The sequence below is a fragment of the Bradyrhizobium sp. SSBR45G genome (assembly GCF_030159255.1).
Classification (GTDB): domain Bacteria; phylum Pseudomonadota; class Alphaproteobacteria; order Rhizobiales; family Xanthobacteraceae; genus Bradyrhizobium.
Genome location: NZ_BSCT01000028.1, coordinates 33892 through 55896 on the forward strand (window position 1 = coordinate 33892; position 22005 = coordinate 55896).

Below are 22005 nucleotides of genomic sequence, written 5' to 3' on the forward strand. Positions count from 1 at the left end.
GGAATGGTGGGCTCGGCGCTTCGCGCCTTTGCCCACCCTACGGTCTCTCCATCGTCATTGCGAGGAGCGAAGCGACGAAGCAATCCAGAGTCGTTGGCGTGGCCCTGGATTGCGTCGCTGCGCTCGCAATGACGACGGAGATGCTGACTACTCCGCCCCGATCGTCGTCAGGTCCTGGAACCAGTGCTGGGCCTGGACGAATTTTTTCACCTTCGGCGACAGCGCATGCGGGTTGGTGTCATGCACCACCCAGACCAGCACGGCATCATCCACCACCAATGCATGGGCCTGCGCGATCAGCTCGTCCTGCTTGGCGGGATCGAAGGTCTGCTTGGCCTCCGAGATCAGCGCGTCGACCTTCGGGTTCTTGTAGCCGCCCCAGTTGACGCCCACAGGCGCGATCTGGTCGGAGGCAAAGAAGCGCACGATCGCGTAGAGCGGATCTGACGTGACATAGGCGATGTTGTTGGCGGTGATGCCGGCGTTCATCTCGTCGGCCGCGCCCTTGCGCCAATGCGTGTAGAGGGTCTCGAGCTCGACCACCTTGAAGTCGATGTCGATGCCGATCTCCTTGAAGCTCTGCTGCAGGAACTCGTTCATCGGCAGCGACAGCATCTGGCCGGTGCCGCCCTGGGCGATGATGAAGGTCGTCTTCAGCGGCTTGGCCGGCGAGTAGCCGGCTTCCTCGACCAGCTTCTTGGCGGCGGCGAGATCATATTTCAGCTCGAAGCTCGGCTTGCCGAACCACGGGCTCGACGGATCCACCTGGCCCTTGGCGGGCTTGGCAAGTCCGTTCATCAGGCCGACCACCTCGTCGCGATTGATCGCGAGGTTGAGCGCCTTGCGCAGGCGGATGTCGGTCCAGGGCGATCCCGGAAGCACGCTCAAATGATAGTTCCAGACGTGCGGCGTGATGTTGTCGACCAGCTTCATGCCGGCGGCCTTGAGCTGCGGCACGGCGTCCGGCGCCGGCGTCTCGATCAGGTCGACCTGCCCCGCGAGCAGCGCGTTGGTGCGGGTCAGCGCCTCCGGCATCGGCACTAGCATCAGCTTGTCGACTTTCGGCACCCGGTCCTTGTTCCAATATTCGGAATTCTTCGTGAGTTCGGCGAGCTCGCGCGGCACCAGCCGGGTCAGCTTGAACGGACCGGTGCCCGAGGGCTGGCTGGCGAACTTGTCCCAATCCTTGCCGAGCTTCTCATATTGCGCCGGGCTCGAAATCAGGAACCACAGCATCTGATAGGGGAAGAAGGAATCGACGGTCTTGGTCGTGATCTCGATCGTGGACTCGTCGATCTTGGCGTAGCTTGCCACCGACGGGAGCCGCGTCTTGACCTGCGCGCTCTGCCGCTTGTCGAACTGCGGTGCCTTATCGTTGAGCACCTTGTCCAGATTCCAGATCACCGCATCGGCATTGAAGTCGCTGCCGTCGTGGAACTTGACGCCCTTGCGCAAGGTGAAGCGCCATTTCGTCTTGTCGGACTCGTCGACCTTCCATTCGCTGGCGAGGCCCGGGATCAGCTTGCCCGGCTTGTCGGCGGTGCTCATGTCCCACGCCACCAGCGGATCGTAGATCGTATAGCCGGTAAACTGATAGGCGCCGGCGCCGCGATCGGGCTGTCCCGTCGTCAGCGGGATGTCGGCCATCGAGATGCCGTAGCGCAGGACCGTTTCGGCGCGCGCTGCAGCGGCGGACAGGCCGATCGCGAGCGCGGTGGCAAGCAGGGAAAGTCGGATACGCATGCAGGGAAGCTCCGTTGCGGGATCGGCTTCGCGTGAGCGAAACCGGATCAAATTCGGACTGAAACCTGCAATCCGGGTGCCAAGGGCATCGCGGGATCATTTGAACACAAACGGTTGTGACCACGCGTCGCAGGGGCGCGGTCCAGCCCGTTGGTGGCACAGCCGTTGCATACATTTGCTCAGAAATTAGCCACTGATCGGAGATTTGATCGTGCTGTCGAGCGTTGCGAAATCGATGAGGATGCGTGCGGCCTTTTCGGCTGCGATGATGGCGACGGCGTCGGCCGCAGCCCTGCCTGCGCAGGCGAATGCGGAATCCGTGCTGCGCATCGGCATGACGGCGGCAGACATTCCTCGCACGCTCGGCCAGCCCGACCAGGGGTTCGAGGGCAACCGGTTTACCGGCGTGACGATGTATGACTCGCTGACGATGTGGGACCTGTCGTCGGCCGACAAGCCGAGCGTCGTCATTCCCGGCCTCGCCACCGAATGGAAGGTCGACGAGGCCGACAAGACCAAATGGACGTTCAAGCTGCGTCCTGGCGTCACCTTCCATGACGGCGCGCCGTTCAATGCCGACGCCGTGGTGTGGAACGTCGAGAAGGTGCTGAAGCAGGACGCGCCGCAATTCGATCCGAGCCAGGTCGGCGTGACAGCCTCGCGCATGCCAACGCTCGCCTCGGCGCGCAAGATCGACGATCTCACCGTCGAGCTGACGACGAAGGAGCCGGACAGCTTCCTGCCGATCAACCTCACCAATCTGTTCATGGCGAGCCCGACGAAATGGCAGAAGCTCTATGAGGCCGCGACCGGCGCCGACGACAAGGCGAAGTCGCAAGCCGCCTGGACCGCGTTCGCCAAGGACGCCTCGGGCACCGGCCCGTGGAAGATGAGCAAGTTCACGCCGCGCGAGCGGCTCGAGCTCGTCAAGAACGAGGCCTATTGGGACAAGGCGCGGGTGCCGAAGTCCGACAAGATGATCCTGCTGCCGATGCCGGAAGCCAATGCGCGCACCGCGGCGCTGCTGTCCGGTCAGGTCGACTGGGTCGAGGCGCCGGCGCCGGATGCGCTGCCGGAGATCAAACAGCGCGGCTTCAAGCTCTACGCCAACGAGCAGCCGCATGTCTGGCCGTGGCAGTTCTCGCGTGTCGAAGGTTCGCCATGGAACGACATCCGCGTCCGCAAGGCCGCCAATCTCTGCGTCGATCGCGAAGGCCTGCGCGACGGCCTGCTCGCCGGCCTGATGGTGCCCGCGACCGGTAGCTTCGAGAAGGGCCATCCCTGGCGTGGCAACGTCACCTTCGAGATCAAATACGACAAGGCGGCCGCGCAGAAGCTGATGCAGGAGGCCGGCTACGGCCCGAACAAGAAGCTCGAGGTCAAGACGCAGACCTCGGCGTCGGGCTCGGGCCAGATGCTGCCGCTGCCGATGAACGAATATCTGCAGCAGGCGCTGGCCGAGTGCTATTTCGACGTCAAGCTGGACGTGATCGAGTGGAACACGCTGTTCACCAATTGGCGCCGTGGGGCCAAGGATGCCTCGGCCAACGGCGCCAACGCCACCAACGTGACCTATTCGGCGATGGATCCGTTCTTCGCGCTGGTGCGCTTCCTGCAGTCGTCGATGGCGCCGCCGGTCTCGAACAATTGGGGCTTCATCAACAACCCGAAGTTCGACGAGCTGGTGAAGAAGGCGCGCCAGACCTTCGATCCCACCGAGCGCGACAAGGCGCTGGCCGAGCTGCATGCGGCCTCGGTCGACGATGCCGCCTTCCTCTATGTCGCCCACGACGTCGGCCCGCGCGCGATGAGCCCGAAGGTCAAGGGCGTGGTGCAGCCGAAGAGCTGGTTCATCGACTTCTCGCCGATCTCGGTGGAGTAGTGATGTTCATGACGAGGTGACCTCTCCAATTCGGAAGGCGCTCATTTTCGTTCGTTGGATGCCGACCGTTCTCGGCGCGCGCGGTGCGCTCCCTCGCCCCGCCTGCGGGGAGAGGGGTGGGGTGAGGGGGACTCTCCGCGAGTCTGGTGCTTGTGGAGAGCCCCCCTCACCCGGATTGCATCTGACGATGCAATCCGGCCTCTCCCCGCACGCGGGGAGAGGCGGGCAGCGCGCTCGCTGCAACACAGGTGGAAACCTTCGCTCTCTTCGCAGAGAGTAAGGATGAGGTAACTTCGTGCTCTCTTATGCTGCCAGGCGGATGGTCTATGCGATCCCGATCATCATCGGTGTCGCGCTCGTCTGCTTCATGCTCGTTCACATCACGCCGGGTGATCCGCTCGTCGCGGTGCTGCCCGCCGATGCGTCGCAGGAGCTCGCGCAGCAGCTGCGCGTGGCCTATGGCTTTGACAAGCCGCTGCCGGTGCAGTTCGGACTGTGGCTTTGGCGCGCCGTCAATGGCGATCTCGGCAGCTCGATCGCGACCGGGCGGCCCGTGCTCGCGGAAGTGCTGCGCGCCGTCTCCAACACCGTGACGCTCGCGATCGCCGCGGCGATCATCGGCTTCTCGCTCGGCCTGTTCTTCGGTCTCGTCGCCGGCTATTTCCGCGACACCTGGATCGACAAGGTCGCGACTTCGATCGCGATCGCAGGCGTCTCGGTGCCGCATTACTGGCTTGGCATGGTGCTCGTCATCATCTTCTCGGTCGAGCTGAACTGGCTGCCCGCGGTCGGCGCCGGTCCGTCCGGCTCGGGCGCCTGGGCGTGGGACTGGGCGCATATCCGCTTCCTGGTCCTGCCCGCGATCACCACGTCGGTGATCCCGATGGGCATCATCACCCGCACCGTGCGCGCGCTGACCGGCGACATCCTGAGCCAGGACTTCGTCGAGGCGCTGCGCGCGAAAGGCCTGCGCGAAACGCAGGTGTTCCGTCATGTCCTGAAGAACGCCGCGCCGACGGCGCTCGCGATCATGGGGCTTCAGCTCGGCTACATGCTCGGCGGCTCGATCCTGATCGAGACCGTGTTCTCCTGGCCCGGCTCCGGCCTGCTGCTGAACTCCGCGATCTTCCAGCGCGATCTGCCGCTGCTTCAGGGCACGATCCTCGTGCTCGCGATGTTCTTCGTCATCCTCAATCTCGTGGTCGACATCGCGCAGGCCGCGATCGATCCGCGCATCAAGCGGGGCTAGCGATGAGCATCACGTCCCCGAGCGCCGTCGACGACGCCTCGCTGCAGGCCGCGCCCGCGGCCAACGCGCGCGGCTATTGGGCCACCGTCGGCCGCCGTCTCGTCCGGGACAAGGTCAGCATGGTCTGCGTCGCGATCCTGCTGCTGATCGTGCTGTCCGCGTTGCTGGCGCCCTATCTGCACCTCGCCGACCCCTATCAGGGCTCAATGATCCGCCGCCTGCGCCACATCGGCACGCCGAACTATCCGCTCGGCACCGACGAGTTGGGACGCGACATGCTGGCGCGGCTGATCTATGGCGGCCGGCTGTCGCTGCTGATCGGCATCTCGCCGGTCATCCTCGCCTTCGGCATCGGCACCCTGCTCGGCCTCGTCGCCGGCTATGTCGGCGGCTGGGTCAACACCGCGATCATGCGCACCATCGATGTGTTCTATGCCTTCCCCTCGGTGCTGCTGGCGATCGCCATATCCGGCGCGCTCGGCGCGGGCATCACCAACTCCATCGTCTCGCTGACCATCGTGTTCGTGCCGCAGATCACGCGCGTCGCCGAGAGCGTCACCACGGGCGTGCGCAACCGCGACTTCGTCGAGGCCGCGCGCGCCTCCGGCGCCAACGCCTTCACGATCATGCGCGCGCACATGCTGGGCAATGTGCTGGGGCCGATCTTCGTCTACGCCACGGGCCTCATCTCGGTGTCGATGATCCTCGCCGCGGGCCTGTCGTTCCTCGGCCTCGGCACCAAGCCGCCGGAGCCGGAATGGGGCCTGATGCTGAACACGCTGCGCACCGCGATCTACGTCAACCCCTGGGTGGCGGCGCTGCCGGGCGCGATGATCTTCGCGGTCTCGATCTGCTTCAACCTGCTCAGCGACGGCCTGCGCAGCGCCATGGACATCCGGAGCTGATGATGGCTGTGCTGATTTCGAGCGACGCTTGCGCGGCATCGGCGGTGCACCTCGCCCCGCTTGCGGTAGGGCGATCGCACTGGACGAAATGGGGCAATCGCGGCACGGACGCCAGCCAATTGGTCACTCCGTCATGCCCGGGCTTGTCCCGGGCATCCACGTCATTCCGAGGGCGCTGGACGACGTGGATGGCCGGGACAAGCCCGGCCATGACGATGTGGAAGCAGAAGAGCGCTATACGTGGAGCGCCATCTGGGGCGCACTGTTTCTGCCGCGCCTGCTCGGGTCCATCATCATGAATGAAGCAACGGTGGTCACCGGGCTCGCGCCGATCGAAGACCTCGGCGGCAAGGCGCAGCCGCTGCTGAGGGTCGATGGGCTCACCAAGCACTTCCCCGTCCGCGGCGGGCTGTTCGGCGCGCGGAAGACCGTGCGTGCCGTCGATGATGTTTCATTCAACATCGGCAAGGGCGAGACCGTCGGCATCGTTGGCGAGTCCGGCTGCGGCAAGTCGACGACGGCGCGGCTGTTGATGCACCTGATGGACCGCGATGCCGGCGAGATCATCTTCGATGGCCGCCAGGTCGGGCACGAGATGTCCCTGCGCGAGCTCCGGCGCGGCATGCAGATGGTGTTCCAGGACTCCTATGCCTCGCTCAATCCGCGTCTGACGATCGAGGAGTCGATCGCGTTCGGGCCGAAGGTGCACGGTATGGCGGATACCGCGGCGCGCGCGCTCGCCCGCGAGCTGCTCGGCAAGGTGGGCTTAAGGCCCGAGACCTTCGCCAACCGCTATCCGCACGAGATCTCCGGCGGCCAGCGCCAGCGCGTCAACATCGCCCGCGCGCTCGCTTTGTCGCCGCGGCTCGTCATCCTCGATGAGGCCGTCTCCGCGCTCGACAAGTCGGTCGAGGCGCAGGTGCTGAACCTGCTGATGGACCTGAAGCGCGAGTTCGGCCTGACCTATCTGTTCATCAGCCACGACCTCAACGTCATCAACTACATCTCCGACCGCGTGCTGGTGATGTATCTCGGCGAGGTCGTCGAGCTCGGGCCCGTCGAGCAGGTCTGGGCCAAGCCGGCGCATCCCTATACGCGTGCGCTGCTCGCGGCGATGCCGTCGTCCGATCCGGACAAACGCACCGAGGTGCCGCCGCTCTCGGGCGATCCGCCCAACCCGATCGATCCGCCGGCCGGCTGCCGTTTCCACACCCGCTGCCCGTTTGTCGAGGCGCCCTGTTCGAATGTCGCGCCGAAGTTGACGGCGCTGGATACAATGGGCCATCAGGCCGCCTGCCACATGGCGATCCCGGGTTCGGGACACAGCCGGGCGCCGGCCGCCTGAGGGCAGACACCAGCAGCGAGAAGCGCAGATGACCAGACCCACGCCCCAGCAAGTCCATGCCATCGCGGAGGCCTCCGGCCTGCCGGTCGACAAGGAGGTGGCGACCCGCATCGCCGATTCGATCGGACCGGCCTTCGACAATTTCGCCGCCGTCGCCGGCACCCTGCCGTTCGACCTGGAGCCTGCGAGCTACGTCGTGGCGCAGACGCTGAAGGTGGGCCGATGAGAACCGAACCCGCTTTGATGACGCTGACCGAGGTCGCGCAGGCGATTGCGGACAAGAAGCTGTCCTCGGTCGAGGTGACGCGCTCCTGCCTTCACCGCATCGCGCAATGGCAGCCCAAGCTCAACGCCTTCATGGCCCTGGAGTCCGAGCCGGCGCTGAAGGCTGCAAGCGAAGCCGACGCCGCGCTGGCCAAGGATGGCCCGAAGGGTCCGCTGCATGGCGTGCCGCTGGCGCACAAGGACATGTACTACGAGGCCGGCCACGTCTCGACCTGCGGCTCGCTGATCCGGCGCGACTTCGTCGCGACGACCACCTCGACGGCGGTGCAGCGGCTGAAGGACGCCGGCTCGATCCGGCTCGGCACCCTGCAGATGGCCGAGTTCGCCTATGGCCCGACCGGCCACAACGCGCATTACGGCCCGGTGCACAATCCCTGGAAGCTCGGCTATGTCACCGGCGGCTCGTCGTCCGGCTCGGGCTCGGCGGTCGGTGCCCGCCTGACGTTTGCTGCGCTCGGCTCCGACACCGGCGGCTCGATCCGCATGCCCGCGAATTTCTGCGGCGTGACCGGCTTGAAGGTGAGCTGGGGCCGCGTCAGCCGCGCCGGCGCGATGCCGCTGTCGCAATCGCTCGACACGGTCGGGCCGCTGGCGCAGACCGCGGAGGATTGCGCCCTGATGCTCGGCCTGATGGCCGGTCCCGACCCGGAGGATCCGACCGCCAGCGCCGCGCCGGTGCAGGACTATGTCGCGGCCACCAAGGCCTCGATCAAGGGCCTGAAGATCGGCGTGCCCAAGGCGTTCTATGTCGATGACCTCGATCCCGAGGTCGCGCGCTGCCTGGACGCGACGATTGCAGTCTTGAAGACGGAGGGCGCCGATGTCGCGCAGGTGGATCTGCCCGACCAGCGCCAGCTCACCGCGGCCTGCCAGCTCGTGCTCGCGGTCGAGGCGGCGGCCTTCCACAAGCGCTGGATGATCGAGCGGCCGCAGGATTATGGCCCGCAGGTGCTGATGCGGCTGCAGAACGCGCTGGCCGTCTCCGGCGTCGCCTATCTTGAAGCGCTGCGCTGGCGCGGGGCCGCGCTGGCCGCGCATGTCGCGGCAACCTCCGGCATCGATGCGGTGATCGCGCCGGTGTCGCCGCTGGTGACGCCGTCGATCGCCGACAGCGACGTCGGCGGCGCGCCGGGCGCGGAGGCCGTGATCCAGCGCATCACCCGCTTCACCCGGCCGGTCAACTATCTCGGGCTGCCGTCACTGGCGATCCCGACCGGCTTCACGTCGACGGGCCTGCCGGTCGGCATGCAGCTGATCGGCCGCTCCTTCGACGAAGCCACCATCCTGACCATCGGCGCTGCGTTCCAACGGGCCACCGACTTCCACGCCAGGGTGCCGACGCTGTCATGAAACGTGGTGTTGGCGAGGAACTCCGGCCGCATAGTGCTCAAGGTCTGCGAGAGCGTGGCCTGAACGCGCCGCAGCCGAAGCCGTCGCCTCACATTCGGCGTCGTCCCGGCCAAGCCCGATGTCGCGCAGCGACGTCGGGCGCAGAGCCGGGACCCATAGCCACCGGCTCTTGTGTTGCGATGACTCGGAGTGGCGATCGTAGCGCAAACCTCTATCGGGAGTATGGGTCCCGGGTCGGCGCACGACGGCGCGATGCGCCGACGCGCTTGCCCGGGACGACACCGAGTTTGTGAGGACCAAAACACCATGACCAACCTCGTCGAGATCAACAACCTCACCATCCGCTTCACCGGCGAGCGAACGGTGCATGCGGTGAACGATGTCAGCCTGTCGCTGGCGGACGGCGAGGTGCTGGGGTTGCTCGGCGAGTCTGGCTCCGGCAAGAGCGTGACGATGCGGGCGCTGATGCGGCTGTTGCCGAAGAAGCGGACGCAGATCTCCGGCCGCGTCGAGGTGATGGGCCGCGACGTGCTGGCGATGAGCGATGACGAGCTGTCGCAGTTCCGCGGCCGCACAGTGTCGATGATCTTCCAGGAGCCGGGGCTTGCGCTCGATCCGGTCTATACGATCGGCCAGCAGATCGCCGAGACCGTGATGCGGCACGACGGCAAGAGCCAGGCGGAGGGGCGCGCGCGGGCGCTCGAGATGCTCGATGTCGTCCGCATTCCCTCGGCGAAGCGGCGGCTCGATTCCTATCCGCACGAGATGTCCGGCGGCATGCGGCAGCGCGCGATGATCGCCCTCGCACTGGCCTGCCGGCCCAAGGTGCTGCTCGCCGACGAGCCGACCACCGCGCTCGATGCCACCGTCCAGATCCAGATCCTGCTGCTGCTCCGCGAGCTGCAGCGCGAGTTCGGCATGTCCGTCATCTTCGTTACCCACGACATCGGCGTCGCGATCGAGATCTGCGATCGCGTCGCGGTGATGTATGCCGGCCAGATCGTCGAGCAGGGCGCGCTGCGCGACATCGTGCGCCAGCCCGTTCATCCCTATGCGCGCGGCCTGCTGGCCTCCACCGTTCACGGCGCCAAGCGCGGCGAGCGGCTGCAGACCATCCCGGGCACGCCGCCCTCGCTCGACCAGGCGCCGCAGAGCTGCTCCTTCGCGCCGCGTTGCAGCCTTGCCCAGCCGCGCTGCGCGGAGGCGTTGCCGCCGAACGTTCAGCTCGGGCCGCAGCGTCTGGCGCGTTGCGTCCTGGCCGAGGCGCCGGCCGGTGTGGCTGCGACGTAACGGTTCGCCTGAAACCCGCTCTGCTCAGCTCTGAAACCGACATCGCGTGTCGAAGCGCCGCATCGGCGCCGTTAAAGTGCGTCGATGCGCGGGAGCGGTCGTCCCCGCGGTGTGAGGGCATGCATGCACGTATCGAACGAAGGTATTCTGGTCATCCTGTTCGTCGGCCTCGTGGCCGGCTGGCTCGCGGGCAAGATCGTGCGCGGCACCGGCTTCGGCCTGATCGGCGACATCGTGATCGGCGTGCTCGGCGCCCTGGTCGCGAGCCTCATCTTCCCGCGGCTCGGCATCCGGCTCGGCACGGGACTGGTGTCCGAGATTGTCTATTCCGCGCTGGGCGCCATCATCCTGCTGCTCGTCGTCAGGCTGGTGCGCACCGGCGGGCGGCTCTAGCCTTGTGACCTGGCGCGGGCTGAACGTTTCCGCGGCGCCGCACGACAGACCAAGGACAACAGCTGATTCACGCTATCCTGAGCGTCGTTGGACGCTCGCCGCAGGAATCAGTATATTTTGCCTTGTTTGCCGCCAACTTGTCGTTTTGATCGGCGGTCCTGCAGCTCATTTGATCAATTGAAGAGATGGTGGTGATGGCGGGCGCACCTCAGGTGAGGCAATCCGAGCTGAGCGATGCCTTGCGCGGTTGCCGCAGCGCCTTCATCGGCGTCGGGGTGATGAGCTGCATCATCAACCTGTTGTATCTGACCGGCTCGATCTTCATGCTCGAGGTCTATGACCGCGTGCTGCCGAGCCGCTCGGTCCCGACCCTGATCGGCCTCATCATCATCGCCGCCGGGCTCTACGTCGCCCAGGGCGCGCTCGACATGATCCGCAGCCGCATCCTCGGCCGGATCGGCACCGCGCTGGACGAAAGCCTGAATGCGCGGGTGTTCGACACCGTGGTCCGTCTGCCGCTGTCGGCCGGCGGCCGCAACGAGGGCCTGCAGCCGCTGCGCGACCTCGACAACATCAGGAGCTTCCTGTCGAGCCAGGGGCCGGGCGCGTTCTTCGACCTGCCCTGGCTGCCGCTGTATCTGGCGATCTGCTTCGCCTTCCACGTGATGCTCGGCGTCACCGCGCTGGTCGGCGCCGTCATCCTGGTGACGCTGACGCTGATCACCGAATTCCTCACCCGGACGCCGGCCAAGGAGGCGATGGGCTTGGCGGCCCGCCGCAATGATCTCGCCACCGCCAGCCGCCGCAACGCCGAGGTGCTGGTCGCGATGGGCATGACCGGGCGGATGCTGTCGCGCTGGGGCGAGACCAACGAGAAATATCTCGCCGGCAACCAGCGCGCCAGCGACGTCGCCGGCGGTCTCGGCGCGATCGCCAAGGTGCTGCGGATGATGCTGCAGTCGGCAGTACTCGCGGTCGGCGCCTATCTCGTGATCCACCAGGAGGCGACCGCCGGCATCATCATCGCCGGCTCGATCCTCAGCGCGCGGGCGCTGGCCCCCGTCGACCTCGCGATCGCGCATTGGAAGAGTTTTGTCGCTGCGCGCCAGAGCTGGCGCCGCCTCAGCCTGCTGCTGCAGACCATGCCGGAACGGTCGGCGCCGACCCAGCTGCAGCCGCCGGTCAGCAAGCTCTCGGTCGAGGGCATCTCGATCGTCGCGCCCGGCGACAGCAAGGCGATCGTCCAGGACGTCAGCTTCGCGCTGTCGGCGGGCAACGGCCTCGGCATCATCGGCCCGAGCGCGTCGGGCAAGTCGTCGCTGGTGCGCGCGCTGGTCGGCGTGTGGCGTCCGGTGCGCGGCCATGTCCGGCTCGATGGCGCCGCGCTCGACCAGTGGTCGACGGACGAGCTCGGCCGCCACATCGGCTATCTGCCGCAGGATGTCGAGCTGTTCGCCGGCTCCGTGGCGCAGAACATCTGCCGGTTCGATCCGAACGCCTCCGCGGACAGCATCATCGCCGCCGCCAAGGAGGCCGGCGTGCACGACATCATCATCAAGATGCGCGACGGCTACGACACCCAGATCGGCGAGCAGGGCGCGGCGTTGTCGGCGGGGCAGGCGCAGCGCGTGGCGCTGGCGCGCGCGCTCTATGGCAATCCGTTCCTGATCGTGCTGGACGAGCCCAACTCCAACCTCGACACCGAAGGCGACGAGGCGCTGTCGCGCGCGGTGCGCTCGGCGCGGGCGCGCGGCGCAATCGTCGTCGTCGTGGCGCACCGGCCGATCGGCATCGAGGCGGTCGACCAGGTGCTGGTCATGAAGGACGGCCGCGCGCAGGCGTTCGGCCCGAAGGAGACGGTGCTGGCCCAGGTGCTGCAGCCGCGCCCGCCGGCGCCGATCAAGATCGTCTCTGAAGCCGGCGTGGCGAAGTCATGAGGAGCGGAACCGCATGAGCAGCCAGGTCATCGCCGGCCCCGTGCCGGGTGTGCGAAAGCCTGACGGCGCGCAGCAGTCGATCCGGCGCCATCTCATCGTCGGCTTGGCCGTCGTCGTCGCGGTGGCCGGCGGCCTTGGCGGCTGGGCAGCGACGCAGCAGATCTCCGGCGCGCTGATCGCGCCCGGCCAGATCGTGGTCGAATCCAACGTCAAGAAGGTGCAGCATCCGACCGGCGGTGTGGTCGGCGAGCTCCGCGCCCGCGACGGCGACGTCGTCAAGTCGGGCGACATCGTCGTGCGGCTCGACGACACCGTGACCAAGGCCTCGCTTGCCATCGTCACCAAGAACCTCGACGCGCTGCAAGCCCGCGCCGCCCGTCTCGAGGCCGAGCAGCGCGGCTGGGCCAAGATCCTGTTCCCGCAGCAGCTGCTGGAGCGGATGAGCGATCCCGACGTCAAGAGCCTGACCGCGAGCGAGGCCAAGCTGTTCGAGGTCCGCGTCAACGGCCGCGTCGGCCAGAAGGCGCAGCTGCGCGAGCGCGTGGCCCAGCTGAGCGAAGAGATCGAGGGGCTCTCGGCGCAGGTCGCCGCCAAGGACCAGGAGATCGCGCTGGTGCAGAAGGAGCTCGACGGCGTGCGCCAGCTCTACGAGCAGCACCTGGTGCAGCTGTCGCGCCTCACGACCTTGGAGCGCGATGCCGCCCGCCTCAATGGCGAGCGCGCGCAATTCATCGCGGCCCGTGCCCAGGCCAAGGGCAAGATCAGCGAGACCGAGCTGCAGATCATCCAGGTCGACAAGGACATGGTCAGCGAGGTCTCCAAGGATCTGCGCGAGGCCACCGACAAGATCGGCGAGTTCGTCGAGCGCAAGATCACCGCCGAGGACCAGTTGCGCCGGGTCGACATCCGCGCGCCGCAGGACGGCATGGTGCTGCAGTCCTCCGTCCACACCGTCGGTGGCGTCATCACCGCGGGTGACACCATCATGCTGATCGTGCCGCAGAGCGACGATCTGCAGGTCGAGGCCAAGGTCAATCCGCAGGACATCGACAAGCTGCAGGTCGGCCAGAAGACGCTGCTGCGGCTGTCCGCCTTCAACCAGCGCACCACGCCGGAATTGAACGGCGTCGTCAGCCGCGTCTCGCCCGACGTCACCACCGACCAGCGCACCGGCCAGAGCTACTACACCATCCGCGTCTCGATGCCGCCGCAGGAGATCGCCCGGCTCGGCGACGTCAAGCTGATCCCCGGCATGCCGGTGGAGGCGTTCGTGCAGACCGGCGACCGCACCGTGATCTCCTATCTGATGAAGCCGCTGCACGACCAGCTGATGCGGGCGTTTAGGGAGAAGTGAGAGCCGCGGCTGGTCGTCAGGCTCGCAACCGGCTCCTCACATTCAGTGTCATCCCGGCGAACGCCGGGATCCATAACCACAGGACGCGGTCGTGGCGCGAGATGCTCGTGACGTCTCTCCTCGTACCCCACTCCTGCTGCGGCGTATGGGTCCCGGATCGGCGCCCGCCGACGCTGTGCGTCGACGGGCTTGTCCGGGACGACACCGGATTATGCGTCGAGATTCTTGAGCAACAGCTCCAGCGCGCTTTTCGCGAAGAGCTGCATGTTGGCGAAGCGGTCGCTGCGGCCGCTCTCGAGCGTCACCACGGCGGTCGCGGGGCCGGCCACCGCGAAACAGGCGTGACCCGCCGCATCGCCATAGCGGTTGCCGGTCGGGCCGGCCGCGCCGGTCTCCGACAAGCCCCAATCCGTTGCAAAGCGCGTCCTGATCTGCCGCGCCAGCAACTCGGCATAGGGCTCCGAGGCCGAGCGGATGCCCTTCATCGCCTCGTCCGGAATGTCCATCAGCACGCGGCGGGCGTCGCGCGTATAGACCACGGCGCCGCCGAGGAAGTAGGCCGACGCGCCGGGCACGGCGAGCAGCGCCGCCGCAATCAGGCCGCCGGCGGAGGATTCCGCCACCGCGATGGTCTGCTTGCGCGCGATCAGCCGGGTTGCGACCCGTTCAGCGACGGCAATCAGTTCGTTCATGGCAGACCTCGCTCCCGCCCACGACAAAAAAAGGGCGGCATCGGATGATGCCGCCCGCAACGACAGCAGGTAACCCGCTCAGGCGGCCGCCGGCTCGCGCACCGCCACCGCCTGCTGACCGCCACGATAGACGGTCAGCGCAGCAATGATGCCGAGCGTCGCGGCGAACATCAGCCAGTAGCCGGGCGCGGCCTTGTCGCCGGTCTTGTCGATCAGCCAGGTCGAGGCGAACGGCGTGAAGGTGCCGAACAGCGCCGCGGCGAGCGCGAAGGCGAGCGAGAAGCAGGTGGTGCGGACATGCGCCGGCACGATTTCGACGAGAGCGCCGAGCATGGTGCCGCTATACATGCCGAAATAGAACGACAGCATCATCTCGACCGCCAGCATCTTGCCGAAGCTCGGCGCCGACACCAGCCAGCTCAGCGCTGGATAGGCGGTGAGCAGGGCCAGCACCGCGATCGTGATCAGCACCGGCTTGCGGCCGATCTTGTCGGACAGCGCGCCGCCGACCGGGTTCCAGATGAAATTCGTCACCGCGACCAGCAGCGTCACCAGCAGCGCGTCGGCGCTCGACAGCTTCAGCACGGACTTGCCGAAGGTCGGGGTGTAGACCGTGACGAAGTAGAACGTCGTCGTGGTCAGGATCGCGATCATCATGCCGAGCAGCACGATGCGCCAGTTGGCGAGCGCCGAGGCGAACACCTCGCTCGCGGTCGGATGCTTCTTCATCGCCAGGAACGCCGGCGTCTCCTCCAGCGTGCGGCGCAGGAAGAAGATCAGCGGAATGATCAGGCAGCCGACGAAGAACGGGATGCGCCAGCCCCAGGCGGTGACGGTGGCCGCCGGCATGATCTCGCTCAGCAGATAGCCGAGGATCGAGGCGACGAAGATCGCGACCTGCTGGCTCGACGATTGGAACGAGGTGTAGAAGCCGCGGCGCCCGGGGGTGGCGATCTCCGACAGATACACCGAGACGCCGCCGAGCTCGACGCCGGCCGAAAAACCCTGCAGCAGGCGGCCGAGCAGCACGATGACCGGCGCAGCGACGCCGATGGTCTCATAGGTCGGACAGAAGGCGATGACGACCGTGCCGGCGGCCATGATCGCGAGCGTCACGATCAGGCCCTGGCGGCGGCCGATCTTGTCGATATAGGCGCCGAGCACGATGGCCCCCACCGGCCGCATCAGGGCGCCGAGCCAGAACACGCCGAAGGTGTTGAGCAGCGACGCGGTCTCGTCGGTCGCCGGGAAGAACGCCTTGCCGATCGCGGCCGCATAGAACCCGAACAGGAAGAAGTCGAACTGCTCGAGGAAATTGCCGCTGGTGGCACGCAGGATCGCGCCGATGCGCGACTTGATGTTGGCCGGTTGCTGGGTTGGGGTCGATGACACGCGAGAAAACTCCTACCGTCGAGTGGCTCGTGCGGAAGTCATTCTGCGCCGGCCGAGGGATGAGGTGTGGCAATCTGCCACGCGGCATCGTGTCCGCCAACCGTTTTGCGGGCCTGTGACTAGGCTTGAACAACAGGAATCGGCGACGTGCCCTTTTGTTGCGCCGCACTCTTGAGCCAAAGCCGAAACGCCTTGAGCTTCGGCAGATCGCTGCGCCCCTCCGGCGTCACCAAATAGAAGCCGGCATCGCTCGGCAGCACCATCTTGAACGGCGCCACCAGGCGCCCCTTGGCGATGTCGTCCTGGACGTAGGCGGTGCGCCCGAGCGCAACGCCGGCACCGTCGATGGCGGCCTGGATGGTCATGAAGATCATGTCGAAGCCGAGCTCGGCCCGCCGCGGCATCCCGGCGGGCAGGCCGGCCGCAGTCAACCACAGCGCCCAGTCGTCCTCATAGCCGACGGTGGTGTGCAGCAGCGTGTGATGTGCGAGGTCCTCCGGACAGCGCAGCGGCTTGTCGCCCTGCAGCAACGCCGGGCTGCACACCGGAAACACCTCGTCGGCCATCAGCCATTCGGCGCGCACGCCCGGCCAGTGGCCGCGGCCGTAGCGGATCGCGGCGTCGACATCCTCCTTGCGGAAGTCGACCAGCGACCTCGAGGTGGCGATGCGCACGTCGATCCCGGGATTGGCCTCCTGGAAGGCGCTGAGCCGCGGCAGCAGCCATTTGGCGGCCAGCGAGGCGATGGTCGAGACGGTCAGCACCCTGGCGTTGTCCTTGCGCACCAGCCGCTCGGTCGCGAGCCGGAGATCGTCGAACGCGGCGCGCACCAGCGGCAGATAATCCCGGGCCTGCGGCGTCAGCGCGAGGCTGCGGTTCTGCCGGACGAACAGCCGCAACCCGAGCTCGTCCTCCAGCCGCTTGATCTGATGGCTGATCGCGGTCTGGGTCACGTTGAGCTCGGTGGCGGCGCGGGTGAAGCTCAGATGCCGCGCCGCGGCCTCGAACGCCCGCAATCCGTTCAGCGACGGTAGCCGAGACATCCAGGATCTCCTCCTGATTCATGACTTTATTTCATCCGAAACGGTAATAAATGTCGTTTGTGGATGACGCGCAAGCCCTCGATAATGCACCCGGTGGATTATTTCAGGAGGCTTTCATGTCCCTTTACGTCTCCTCGTCGATGACGAAACATCATGCAGGCGGGGTCTTGTCGGCGGTGACCGAGCTGCTCGCGGCCTGGCGCTTCCGCTATCGGACGCGCCACGAGCTGGCGCTGTGGTCCGAGCGCGACCTGCACGATCTCGGCCTCTCCCGCAGCGATATCGCCGCCGAGATCGACAAGCCGTTCTGGCGGGCCTGAGCCCCTCACTCAAGCCGCCATGCCGGCGCCGCTCCGCGACGGAGGGCGCCGGCAACTCTTCCGGTCGGAGCCCGCCATGCCAACACCCGCGATTGCCGACCTCGCAGCTGGCTCCAGCATCATTCACACAAGGCGCGGTGAAGAGGTGCGCCTGCACTTCGTCACATCGGACGATGCCGAGGCGCTGCAGGCCTATGTGCGTTCTCTGAGCCAGCGCTCGCGCACCAAGCGTTTCCTCGGCGCGCTGAGCGAGCTGCCCAAGGCCGTGCTCGACGATTTCGTCTCGCTCGGCCGCAACGATCGCTACAGCCTGATCGGAACGATGGAGCTGGGCGGCATCGCGTGCGTCGTCGCGGAGGCGCGCTACGCGCTCGATCGCGCCAGCGGCCGCGTCGAGTTCGGCCTGTCGGTGCATGATCGCTGGCACGGCCACGGCATCGGCCCGGCGCTGATCGCGCATCTGGAAGGCCGCGCGCTCGCGCTCGGCGGCGTCAGCCTGTCAGGCGATGCGCTGCGCACCAACGACGTCATGATCGCGCTGGCGCGCAAGGCCGGCTTCACGATCCAGCCGCATGCGGATGACTGGACCTTGGTGCGGTTCGAGAAGGTGCTGACCGGACGCGTCGCGCAGCCGTCAAGTACAGGCCTGCAAGTGGTCGGTCGCTAGCCTTGCATCACGACACATGTCATCACATGATGGCCGTCATGCCCCGCGCAGGCGGGGCATCCAGTACGCCGGGGCCTCTCGGTGTACCACACTGCCGGCTGCGGATACTGGATCGCCCGGTCAAACCGGGCGATGACAGTTGTTATAGAGCAGATAGAGTACCACCGTCATTGCGAGCGTAAGCGAAGCAATCCAGAGTCCTTGCTCGGCCCTGGATTGCTTCGCTTCGCTCGCAATGACGGGGATTGCGGTGCGCCCTCGCCCCTACGCGACGCCGACGCTCAGAACGTCTCCACCCACGGGCGCAGCTCCGTCTCCCAGCTCCAGGCGCTGCGCGGCTGCTGCAGCACGCTCCAATAGCTGGCGGCGATGGCGTCGGGATCGAGCATCGAGTCCGGCCGCTCCGCCGGCTCCTGCCGGGCCACGCTCCTGATCGCGCCATCGATGACGAAATGCGCGACGTGGATGCCCTGCGGCGACAGCTCGCGCGCCATGCTCTGGGCCAGCCCGCGCAGCGCGAACTTGCCCATCGCGAACGGCGCCGACTGCGCATAGCCCTTGACGCTGGCGGAGGCGCCGGTGAACAGGATCGCACCATGCTTGTTCGGCAGCATGCGCTGTGCCGCCTGCTGCGCCACCAGGAAGCCGCCGAACGCGCTGACGGCAATCGACTCCTTCACATCGTCGGGCACGAGATCGGTGAGCGGCCCGCGCGCCCGCGCGCTGGCATTATAGACGACGAGATCGGGCTCGCCGATCTCGCGCGTCACGAGGCCAAACAGCCGTTCGACCTCTTCCGGATTGGTGGCGTCGCAGGGATAGGCGCGGGCGCCGGTTTCGCTGCAGAGCGCGCCCAGCTTCTCGACCTTGCGCGCGGCCAGCGCCACGCGGATCTTCTCGCGCGCGAACAGCCGCGTCAGCGAGGCGGAGAGCCCTTCGCCGGCACCGACGATCAGGGCGATCTTGTAGGCAGGGATGTCCATTGGCATGTCCTTCGCAGCGAAGTCCGTGGAAAAGCGTCCGCAGACCTCAAGCTAGTGCGCCGGCAGCCGACTTCCTATCGGTCATCCCCACATTTTTGCCGCATCGCTCAGGACGGGCGCGGCTGCATGGCGGCAAGGCAGCCGATCTCCTCCAGCACGACGTCGATCCGGCTGTGGTCGTGCAGGAAGGCGTATTTGCTGCGGAGCATGGCCAGTGAGCGCGCATGATATTTCTGCGGCTTCTGCGTCCAGAGGCTGTCGCCGAGCTGGACGTTGAACATGTCGCGGTTCTCGGCCAGCGCCTGCTCGTTGGCGAGCGTCCACGGCATGAACAGCCCGCCGATCTGGCGCGTCAGGATCGGCATCAAGGTGAGCGACAATTCCGGCCATAGCTCGAACTCGCCCTCGGCGCGCGGCCACAGCATGCGCTGGATCCAGGCCAGCACATGCGGCGCGCGGCCTTCGATCAGGGCGCCCGCGGTCGGGTCGGTCCACAGCTCGTAGAACTGGCCCCACAGGCCGAAATCGCCGTAAGCCGGCCGGCCGCCGAACAGATAGGGCCTGACGGCGAGATGCCGTTCCATCAGGTCGAGCATCTCGGCAAAGCTCTGCTCGATCTGCGGCGCGTTGACCTCGTTCGATCCGACGTAAGCGAGGCGCTCGACCATGCGCGCGCGGATCTTCTCCACGAGCTTGGTGATGTCAGCGTCGTCGGCCTTCGGGGCGATCATGCGGGCGATGCGTCCGGCTGACGCACGCTGATCGAGATCGCCGGCCCAGCGATAGTGGAACATCCATTTGTTGGCCCACTCGTCGCCGAACTCCTCGATCAGGGCCGAGATGAAGCTGGTCAGCACGTCGCCGGGATGGATCGAGGGCTCGTGAAAATCGAGCTCCAGCGCGTCGATGATCGGCGTCGAGTCCTGCAGCGGCACCTCGTCGGGCGCGACCACCAGCGGAATGATCGGCAGCTTGGCGTGCCGCGTAAACTCCGACTCGCTTTCCGCGTTGCGCAATATCCAGTGATGCGGAATGCCCTTGTAACGCAGATACGATCGCACCTTGACCGAATAGGGCGACATCTCCGCCCCGAAGATGCGATAAACCTCCGCCGGCTGATTGGTCATGGATCTGCTCCCTCGCGCGCTCGGGCGTGGGACGTGGTGTACCCGATCGGACGCAACCTGTCGAAGAGTCCATGAGAGGCCTGCAGAGACTTGCGCAAACGAACGAGGACTTGACGGTCATGCATCAGTTCCTGAAGCCCGATGACGTGATGACATCAGGCGCGAGGCCGGCGCTGCTGGCGCCCGATACCACCGGGCTGAACTTCTACCGCGCCGATCCCGCTCTGGCCGACCTCCTGCGCATCCATCTGCCCGACGCCCTGTTTCGCCACCTCGTGCCGCATCTCGACCGGCTCGGCGAGCTCGCCGGCTCCTATCTCGACGAATGCGCCCGGCTGGCCGACCGCCACGGCCCGGTGCTGCATCAGCGCGACCGCTTCGGCCGCGACGTGCAGTGGATCGAATATCATCCGGCGTATCGCGAGCTGGAGCGGGCGGCGTTCGGCGAGTTCGGCATTCACGCGATGTCGATCCGCAAGGGCATTCTCGGCTGGCGCGACAAATACCCTGTGACGGCCAAGCACGCCTTCACCTTCCTGTTCAACCAGGCGGAGTTCGGCCTGGGCTGCCCGATCAATGTCACCGACGGCTGCGCCAAGCTGCTGGCGCGCTTCGGCAGCGATGCGCTGAAGGCCAAGTACCTCGACGGCCTCACCCAGACCGACATGCGGAAGCTGACCCAGGGCGGCCAGTTCATGACCGAGAAGGAGGGCGGCTCCGACGTCGGCACTCTGACGACGGTGGCCGTGCCCGAGGGTGACCATTGGCGCCTGCATGGCGAGAAATGGTTCTGCTCCAATGCGGATGCCAAGGTGGTGATGCTGCTGGCGCGGCCTGACGGCGCCGAGCCCGGCACGCGCGGCGTCGGCCTGTTCCTGATGCCGCGCTTCCTCGATGACGGCACGCAGAATCATTATCGAATCGTGCGCCTGAAGGACAAGCTCGGCACCCGCTCGATGGCCTCCGGCGAGATCAAGCTGGAGGGCGCGATCGCCTATGCCGTCGGCCGGCTCGATCGCGGCTTCGTGCAGATGGCCGAGATGGTCAACTCGTCGCGGCTCTCCAACGGCGTCAAGTCGACCGCGCTGATGCGGCGCGCCTGGCACGACGCCATCACGGTCGCGACCAATCGCGTGGTGTTCGGCCAACGCATCGTCGACCTGCCGCTCGGCCGCCGCCAACTGATGAAGATCCTGCTGCCGACCGAGCAGGCGCTGTCGATGAGCTTCCTCACGGCGGACGCGCTCGACCGCGCCGAGGCCGGCAGTCAGGACGCCGCGGCGCTGCTGCGCATCCTGACGCCGACGTTGAAATTCCGTGCCACCCGCGATGCCCGCAAGGTCTGCGGCGATGCGTTGGAGATGCGCGGCGGCATCGGCTATGTCGAGGAGTTCGTGACATCCAGGCTGCTGCGCGACGCGCATCTCGGCTCGATCTGGGAAGGCACCGGCAACATCGTCGCGCTCGACGCGCTCAAGCGCGCCGTCGGCCGCCACGGCGCGGAGACCGCGCTGTCGGCCGATCTGCATGCGCGGCTCGACGACAGCGCCGATGTGCCGCAGGCCTGGTGCGATCAGCTGCATCGGCTCGTCGATCGCGCCACAGGCTTTGCGCGCGAGGTGGCCGGCCGCGCCGACAACGAAGCCGAGTCCCGCCGCGCCACCAGCCTGCTGTATCACACAGCCAGCGCCGTCTCGCTGACCTGGGAAAGCGCGCGCATCCACGCGATGCGCGGCGACGCGCGGCGTCTGCTTTTGGCGAAGCTCGTGGTCGCGCAACGGCTGACGCCGTCCGATCCATTCCGGCTTGCGGAAAACAGGATCGATGATGCCATCGCGACGCTGCTACTTGGCGAGACCGTCGCCAACATGGAAGAGGTTGGCGGACTGCTATCAGCGGCGTAGGCTTGTGGTGAGACATGAACATGGAATGCGATATCCAGCGCAGCTTTTGCCGCGGGCTCGGTGCACCCTCTCCCCTTGCGGGAGAGGGTGGCTTTCATGCGAAGCATGAAAGCCGGGTGAGGGGTTGCCACGGGCGCAGAGCTT

At 66.7% G+C, this 22005-nt stretch carries 19 protein-coding genes; 13 read left to right on the forward strand and 6 right to left on the reverse strand.

What is annotated here, in order from left to right:
* Positions 1-147: 147 nt before the first annotated feature.
* Positions 148-1743: an ABC transporter substrate-binding protein gene (locus QQL87_RS26500; RefSeq protein WP_284418383.1), complete on the reverse strand. Its 1596-nt coding sequence runs from the start codon at positions 1741-1743 to the stop codon at positions 148-150.
* A 235-nt stretch (positions 1744-1978) separates the two neighbouring features.
* Here QQL87_RS26500 and QQL87_RS26505 point away from each other — a divergent pair, with 235 nt between their 5' ends.
* The 10 genes from QQL87_RS26505 (at position 1979) to QQL87_RS26550 (ending at position 13733) form a co-directional block, all read left to right on the forward strand.
* Positions 1979-3625 carry an ABC transporter substrate-binding protein gene (locus QQL87_RS26505; RefSeq protein WP_284418419.1) on the forward strand — a complete coding sequence of 549 codons (1647 nt, stop codon included), beginning with the start codon at positions 1979-1981 and terminating at the stop codon, positions 3623-3625.
* 295 nt (positions 3626-3920) lie between these two features.
* Complete coding sequence (locus QQL87_RS26510; RefSeq protein ID WP_284418382.1) at positions 3921-4874, forward strand: ABC transporter permease; 954 nt, start codon at positions 3921-3923, stop codon at positions 4872-4874.
* A 2-nt stretch (positions 4875-4876) separates the two neighbouring features.
* Complete coding sequence (locus QQL87_RS26515) at positions 4877-5779, forward strand: ABC transporter permease (protein WP_284418381.1); 903 nt, start codon at positions 4877-4879, stop codon at positions 5777-5779.
* Positions 5780-6074: 295 nt separating this feature from the next.
* Positions 6075-7124, forward strand: coding sequence for an ABC transporter ATP-binding protein (locus QQL87_RS26520; RefSeq protein WP_284418418.1), 1050 nt, complete (start codon positions 6075-6077; stop codon positions 7122-7124).
* A 28-nt stretch (positions 7125-7152) separates the two neighbouring features.
* Positions 7153-7350 (forward strand): hypothetical protein, encoded by a 198-nt coding sequence (locus QQL87_RS26525; RefSeq protein WP_284418380.1) that lies wholly within the window; start codon positions 7153-7155, stop codon positions 7348-7350.
* Positions 7347-8759: an amidase gene (locus tag QQL87_RS26530; protein WP_284418379.1), complete on the forward strand. Its 1413-nt coding sequence runs from the start codon at positions 7347-7349 to the stop codon at positions 8757-8759. Before QQL87_RS26525 ends, QQL87_RS26530 begins: the two co-directional genes overlap by 4 nt.
* Positions 8760-9065: 306 nt before the next feature.
* Positions 9066-10049 (forward strand): ABC transporter ATP-binding protein, encoded by a 984-nt coding sequence (locus tag QQL87_RS26535; RefSeq protein ID WP_284418378.1) that lies wholly within the window; start codon positions 9066-9068, stop codon positions 10047-10049.
* 123 nt (positions 10050-10172) lie between these two features.
* Complete coding sequence (locus tag QQL87_RS26540) at positions 10173-10442, forward strand: GlsB/YeaQ/YmgE family stress response membrane protein (protein ID WP_284418377.1); 270 nt, start codon at positions 10173-10175, stop codon at positions 10440-10442.
* A 194-nt stretch (positions 10443-10636) separates the two neighbouring features.
* Entirely contained in the window at positions 10637-12379 is a 1743-nt protein-coding gene (locus QQL87_RS26545) for a type I secretion system permease/ATPase (protein ID WP_284418376.1), read from the forward strand.
* A 13-nt stretch (positions 12380-12392) separates the two neighbouring features.
* Entirely contained in the window at positions 12393-13733 is a 1341-nt protein-coding gene (locus QQL87_RS26550) for an HlyD family type I secretion periplasmic adaptor subunit (protein WP_284418375.1), read from the forward strand.
* Between the two features lie 209 nt (positions 13734-13942).
* Here the strand turns inward: QQL87_RS26550 and QQL87_RS26555 are convergent, their stop codons facing one another.
* From QQL87_RS26555 to QQL87_RS26565, 3 genes are all read right to left on the reverse strand, one after another.
* Complete coding sequence (locus QQL87_RS26555) at positions 13943-14425, reverse strand: CinA family protein (RefSeq protein WP_284418374.1); 483 nt, start codon at positions 14423-14425, stop codon at positions 13943-13945.
* A gap of 78 nt (positions 14426-14503) precedes the next feature.
* Positions 14504-15817 carry an MFS transporter gene (locus QQL87_RS26560; protein WP_284418373.1) on the reverse strand — a complete coding sequence of 438 codons (1314 nt, stop codon included), beginning with the start codon at positions 15815-15817 and terminating at the stop codon, positions 14504-14506.
* Between the two features lie 119 nt (positions 15818-15936).
* A complete protein-coding gene (locus tag QQL87_RS26565; RefSeq protein ID WP_284418372.1) occupies positions 15937-16860 on the reverse strand; it encodes a transcriptional regulator GcvA in 924 nt (307 codons plus the stop codon).
* Between the two features lie 116 nt (positions 16861-16976).
* On the opposite strand from QQL87_RS26565, the gene QQL87_RS26570 reads away from it, so the two are divergent.
* Positions 16977-17180 (forward strand): DUF1127 domain-containing protein, encoded by a 204-nt coding sequence (locus QQL87_RS26570; RefSeq protein ID WP_284418371.1) that lies wholly within the window; start codon positions 16977-16979, stop codon positions 17178-17180.
* Positions 17181-17256: 76 nt separating this feature from the next.
* A complete protein-coding gene (locus tag QQL87_RS26575) occupies positions 17257-17847 on the forward strand; it encodes a GNAT family N-acetyltransferase (protein WP_284418370.1) in 591 nt (196 codons plus the stop codon).
* Between the two features lie 281 nt (positions 17848-18128).
* On the opposite strand, the gene QQL87_RS26580 is transcribed toward QQL87_RS26575, so the two are convergent.
* Both QQL87_RS26580 and QQL87_RS26585 read right to left on the reverse strand, forming a co-directional pair.
* Positions 18129-18830, reverse strand: a complete 702-nt coding sequence (locus QQL87_RS26580; protein WP_284418369.1) for an SDR family NAD(P)-dependent oxidoreductase — start codon at positions 18828-18830, stop codon at positions 18129-18131.
* A 107-nt stretch (positions 18831-18937) separates the two neighbouring features.
* Complete coding sequence (locus tag QQL87_RS26585) at positions 18938-19957, reverse strand: glutathione S-transferase family protein (protein WP_284418368.1); 1020 nt, start codon at positions 19955-19957, stop codon at positions 18938-18940.
* Positions 19958-20076: 119 nt separating this feature from the next.
* On the opposite strand from QQL87_RS26585, the gene QQL87_RS26590 reads away from it, so the two are divergent.
* Positions 20077-21861, forward strand: a complete 1785-nt coding sequence (locus tag QQL87_RS26590) for an acyl-CoA dehydrogenase family protein (RefSeq protein ID WP_284418367.1) — start codon at positions 20077-20079, stop codon at positions 21859-21861.
* Positions 21862-22005 lie beyond the last annotated feature (144 nt).

Bases quoted from the DNA above. Each gene is read 5' to 3' on its own strand.
- QQL87_RS26550 (WP_284418375.1), top strand. From the start codon at position 12,393: ATGAGCAGCCAGGTCATCGCCGGCCCCGTGCCGGGTGTGCGAAAGCCT.
- QQL87_RS26520 (WP_284418418.1), top strand. From the start codon at position 6,075: ATGAATGAAGCAACGGTGGTCACCGGGCTCGCGCCGATCGAAGACCTC.
- QQL87_RS26535 (WP_284418378.1), top strand. From the start codon at position 9,066: ATGACCAACCTCGTCGAGATCAACAACCTCACCATCCGCTTCACCGGC.
- QQL87_RS26540 (WP_284418377.1), top strand. From the start codon at position 10,173: ATGCACGTATCGAACGAAGGTATTCTGGTCATCCTGTTCGTCGGCCTC.
- QQL87_RS26555 (WP_284418374.1), bottom strand. From the start codon at position 14,425: ATGAACGAACTGATTGCCGTCGCTGAACGGGTCGCAACCCGGCTGATC.
- QQL87_RS26515 (WP_284418381.1), top strand. From the start codon at position 4,877: ATGAGCATCACGTCCCCGAGCGCCGTCGACGACGCCTCGCTGCAGGCC.
- QQL87_RS26585 (WP_284418368.1), bottom strand. From the start codon at position 19,957: ATGACCAATCAGCCGGCGGAGGTTTATCGCATCTTCGGGGCGGAGATG.
- QQL87_RS26530 (WP_284418379.1), top strand. From the start codon at position 7,347: ATGAGAACCGAACCCGCTTTGATGACGCTGACCGAGGTCGCGCAGGCG.
- QQL87_RS26505 (WP_284418419.1), top strand. From the start codon at position 1,979: ATGAGGATGCGTGCGGCCTTTTCGGCTGCGATGATGGCGACGGCGTCG.
- QQL87_RS26570 (WP_284418371.1), top strand. From the start codon at position 16,977: ATGTCCCTTTACGTCTCCTCGTCGATGACGAAACATCATGCAGGCGGG.
- QQL87_RS26500 (WP_284418383.1), bottom strand. From the start codon at position 1,743: ATGCGTATCCGACTTTCCCTGCTTGCCACCGCGCTCGCGATCGGCCTG.
- QQL87_RS26545 (WP_284418376.1), top strand. From the start codon at position 10,637: ATGGCGGGCGCACCTCAGGTGAGGCAATCCGAGCTGAGCGATGCCTTG.
- QQL87_RS26575 (WP_284418370.1), top strand. From the start codon at position 17,257: ATGCCAACACCCGCGATTGCCGACCTCGCAGCTGGCTCCAGCATCATT.
- QQL87_RS26565 (WP_284418372.1), bottom strand. From the start codon at position 16,860: ATGTCTCGGCTACCGTCGCTGAACGGATTGCGGGCGTTCGAGGCCGCG.
- QQL87_RS26580 (WP_284418369.1), bottom strand. From the start codon at position 18,830: ATGGACATCCCTGCCTACAAGATCGCCCTGATCGTCGGTGCCGGCGAA.
- QQL87_RS26525 (WP_284418380.1), top strand. From the start codon at position 7,153: ATGACCAGACCCACGCCCCAGCAAGTCCATGCCATCGCGGAGGCCTCC.
- QQL87_RS26590 (WP_284418367.1), top strand. From the start codon at position 20,077: ATGCATCAGTTCCTGAAGCCCGATGACGTGATGACATCAGGCGCGAGG.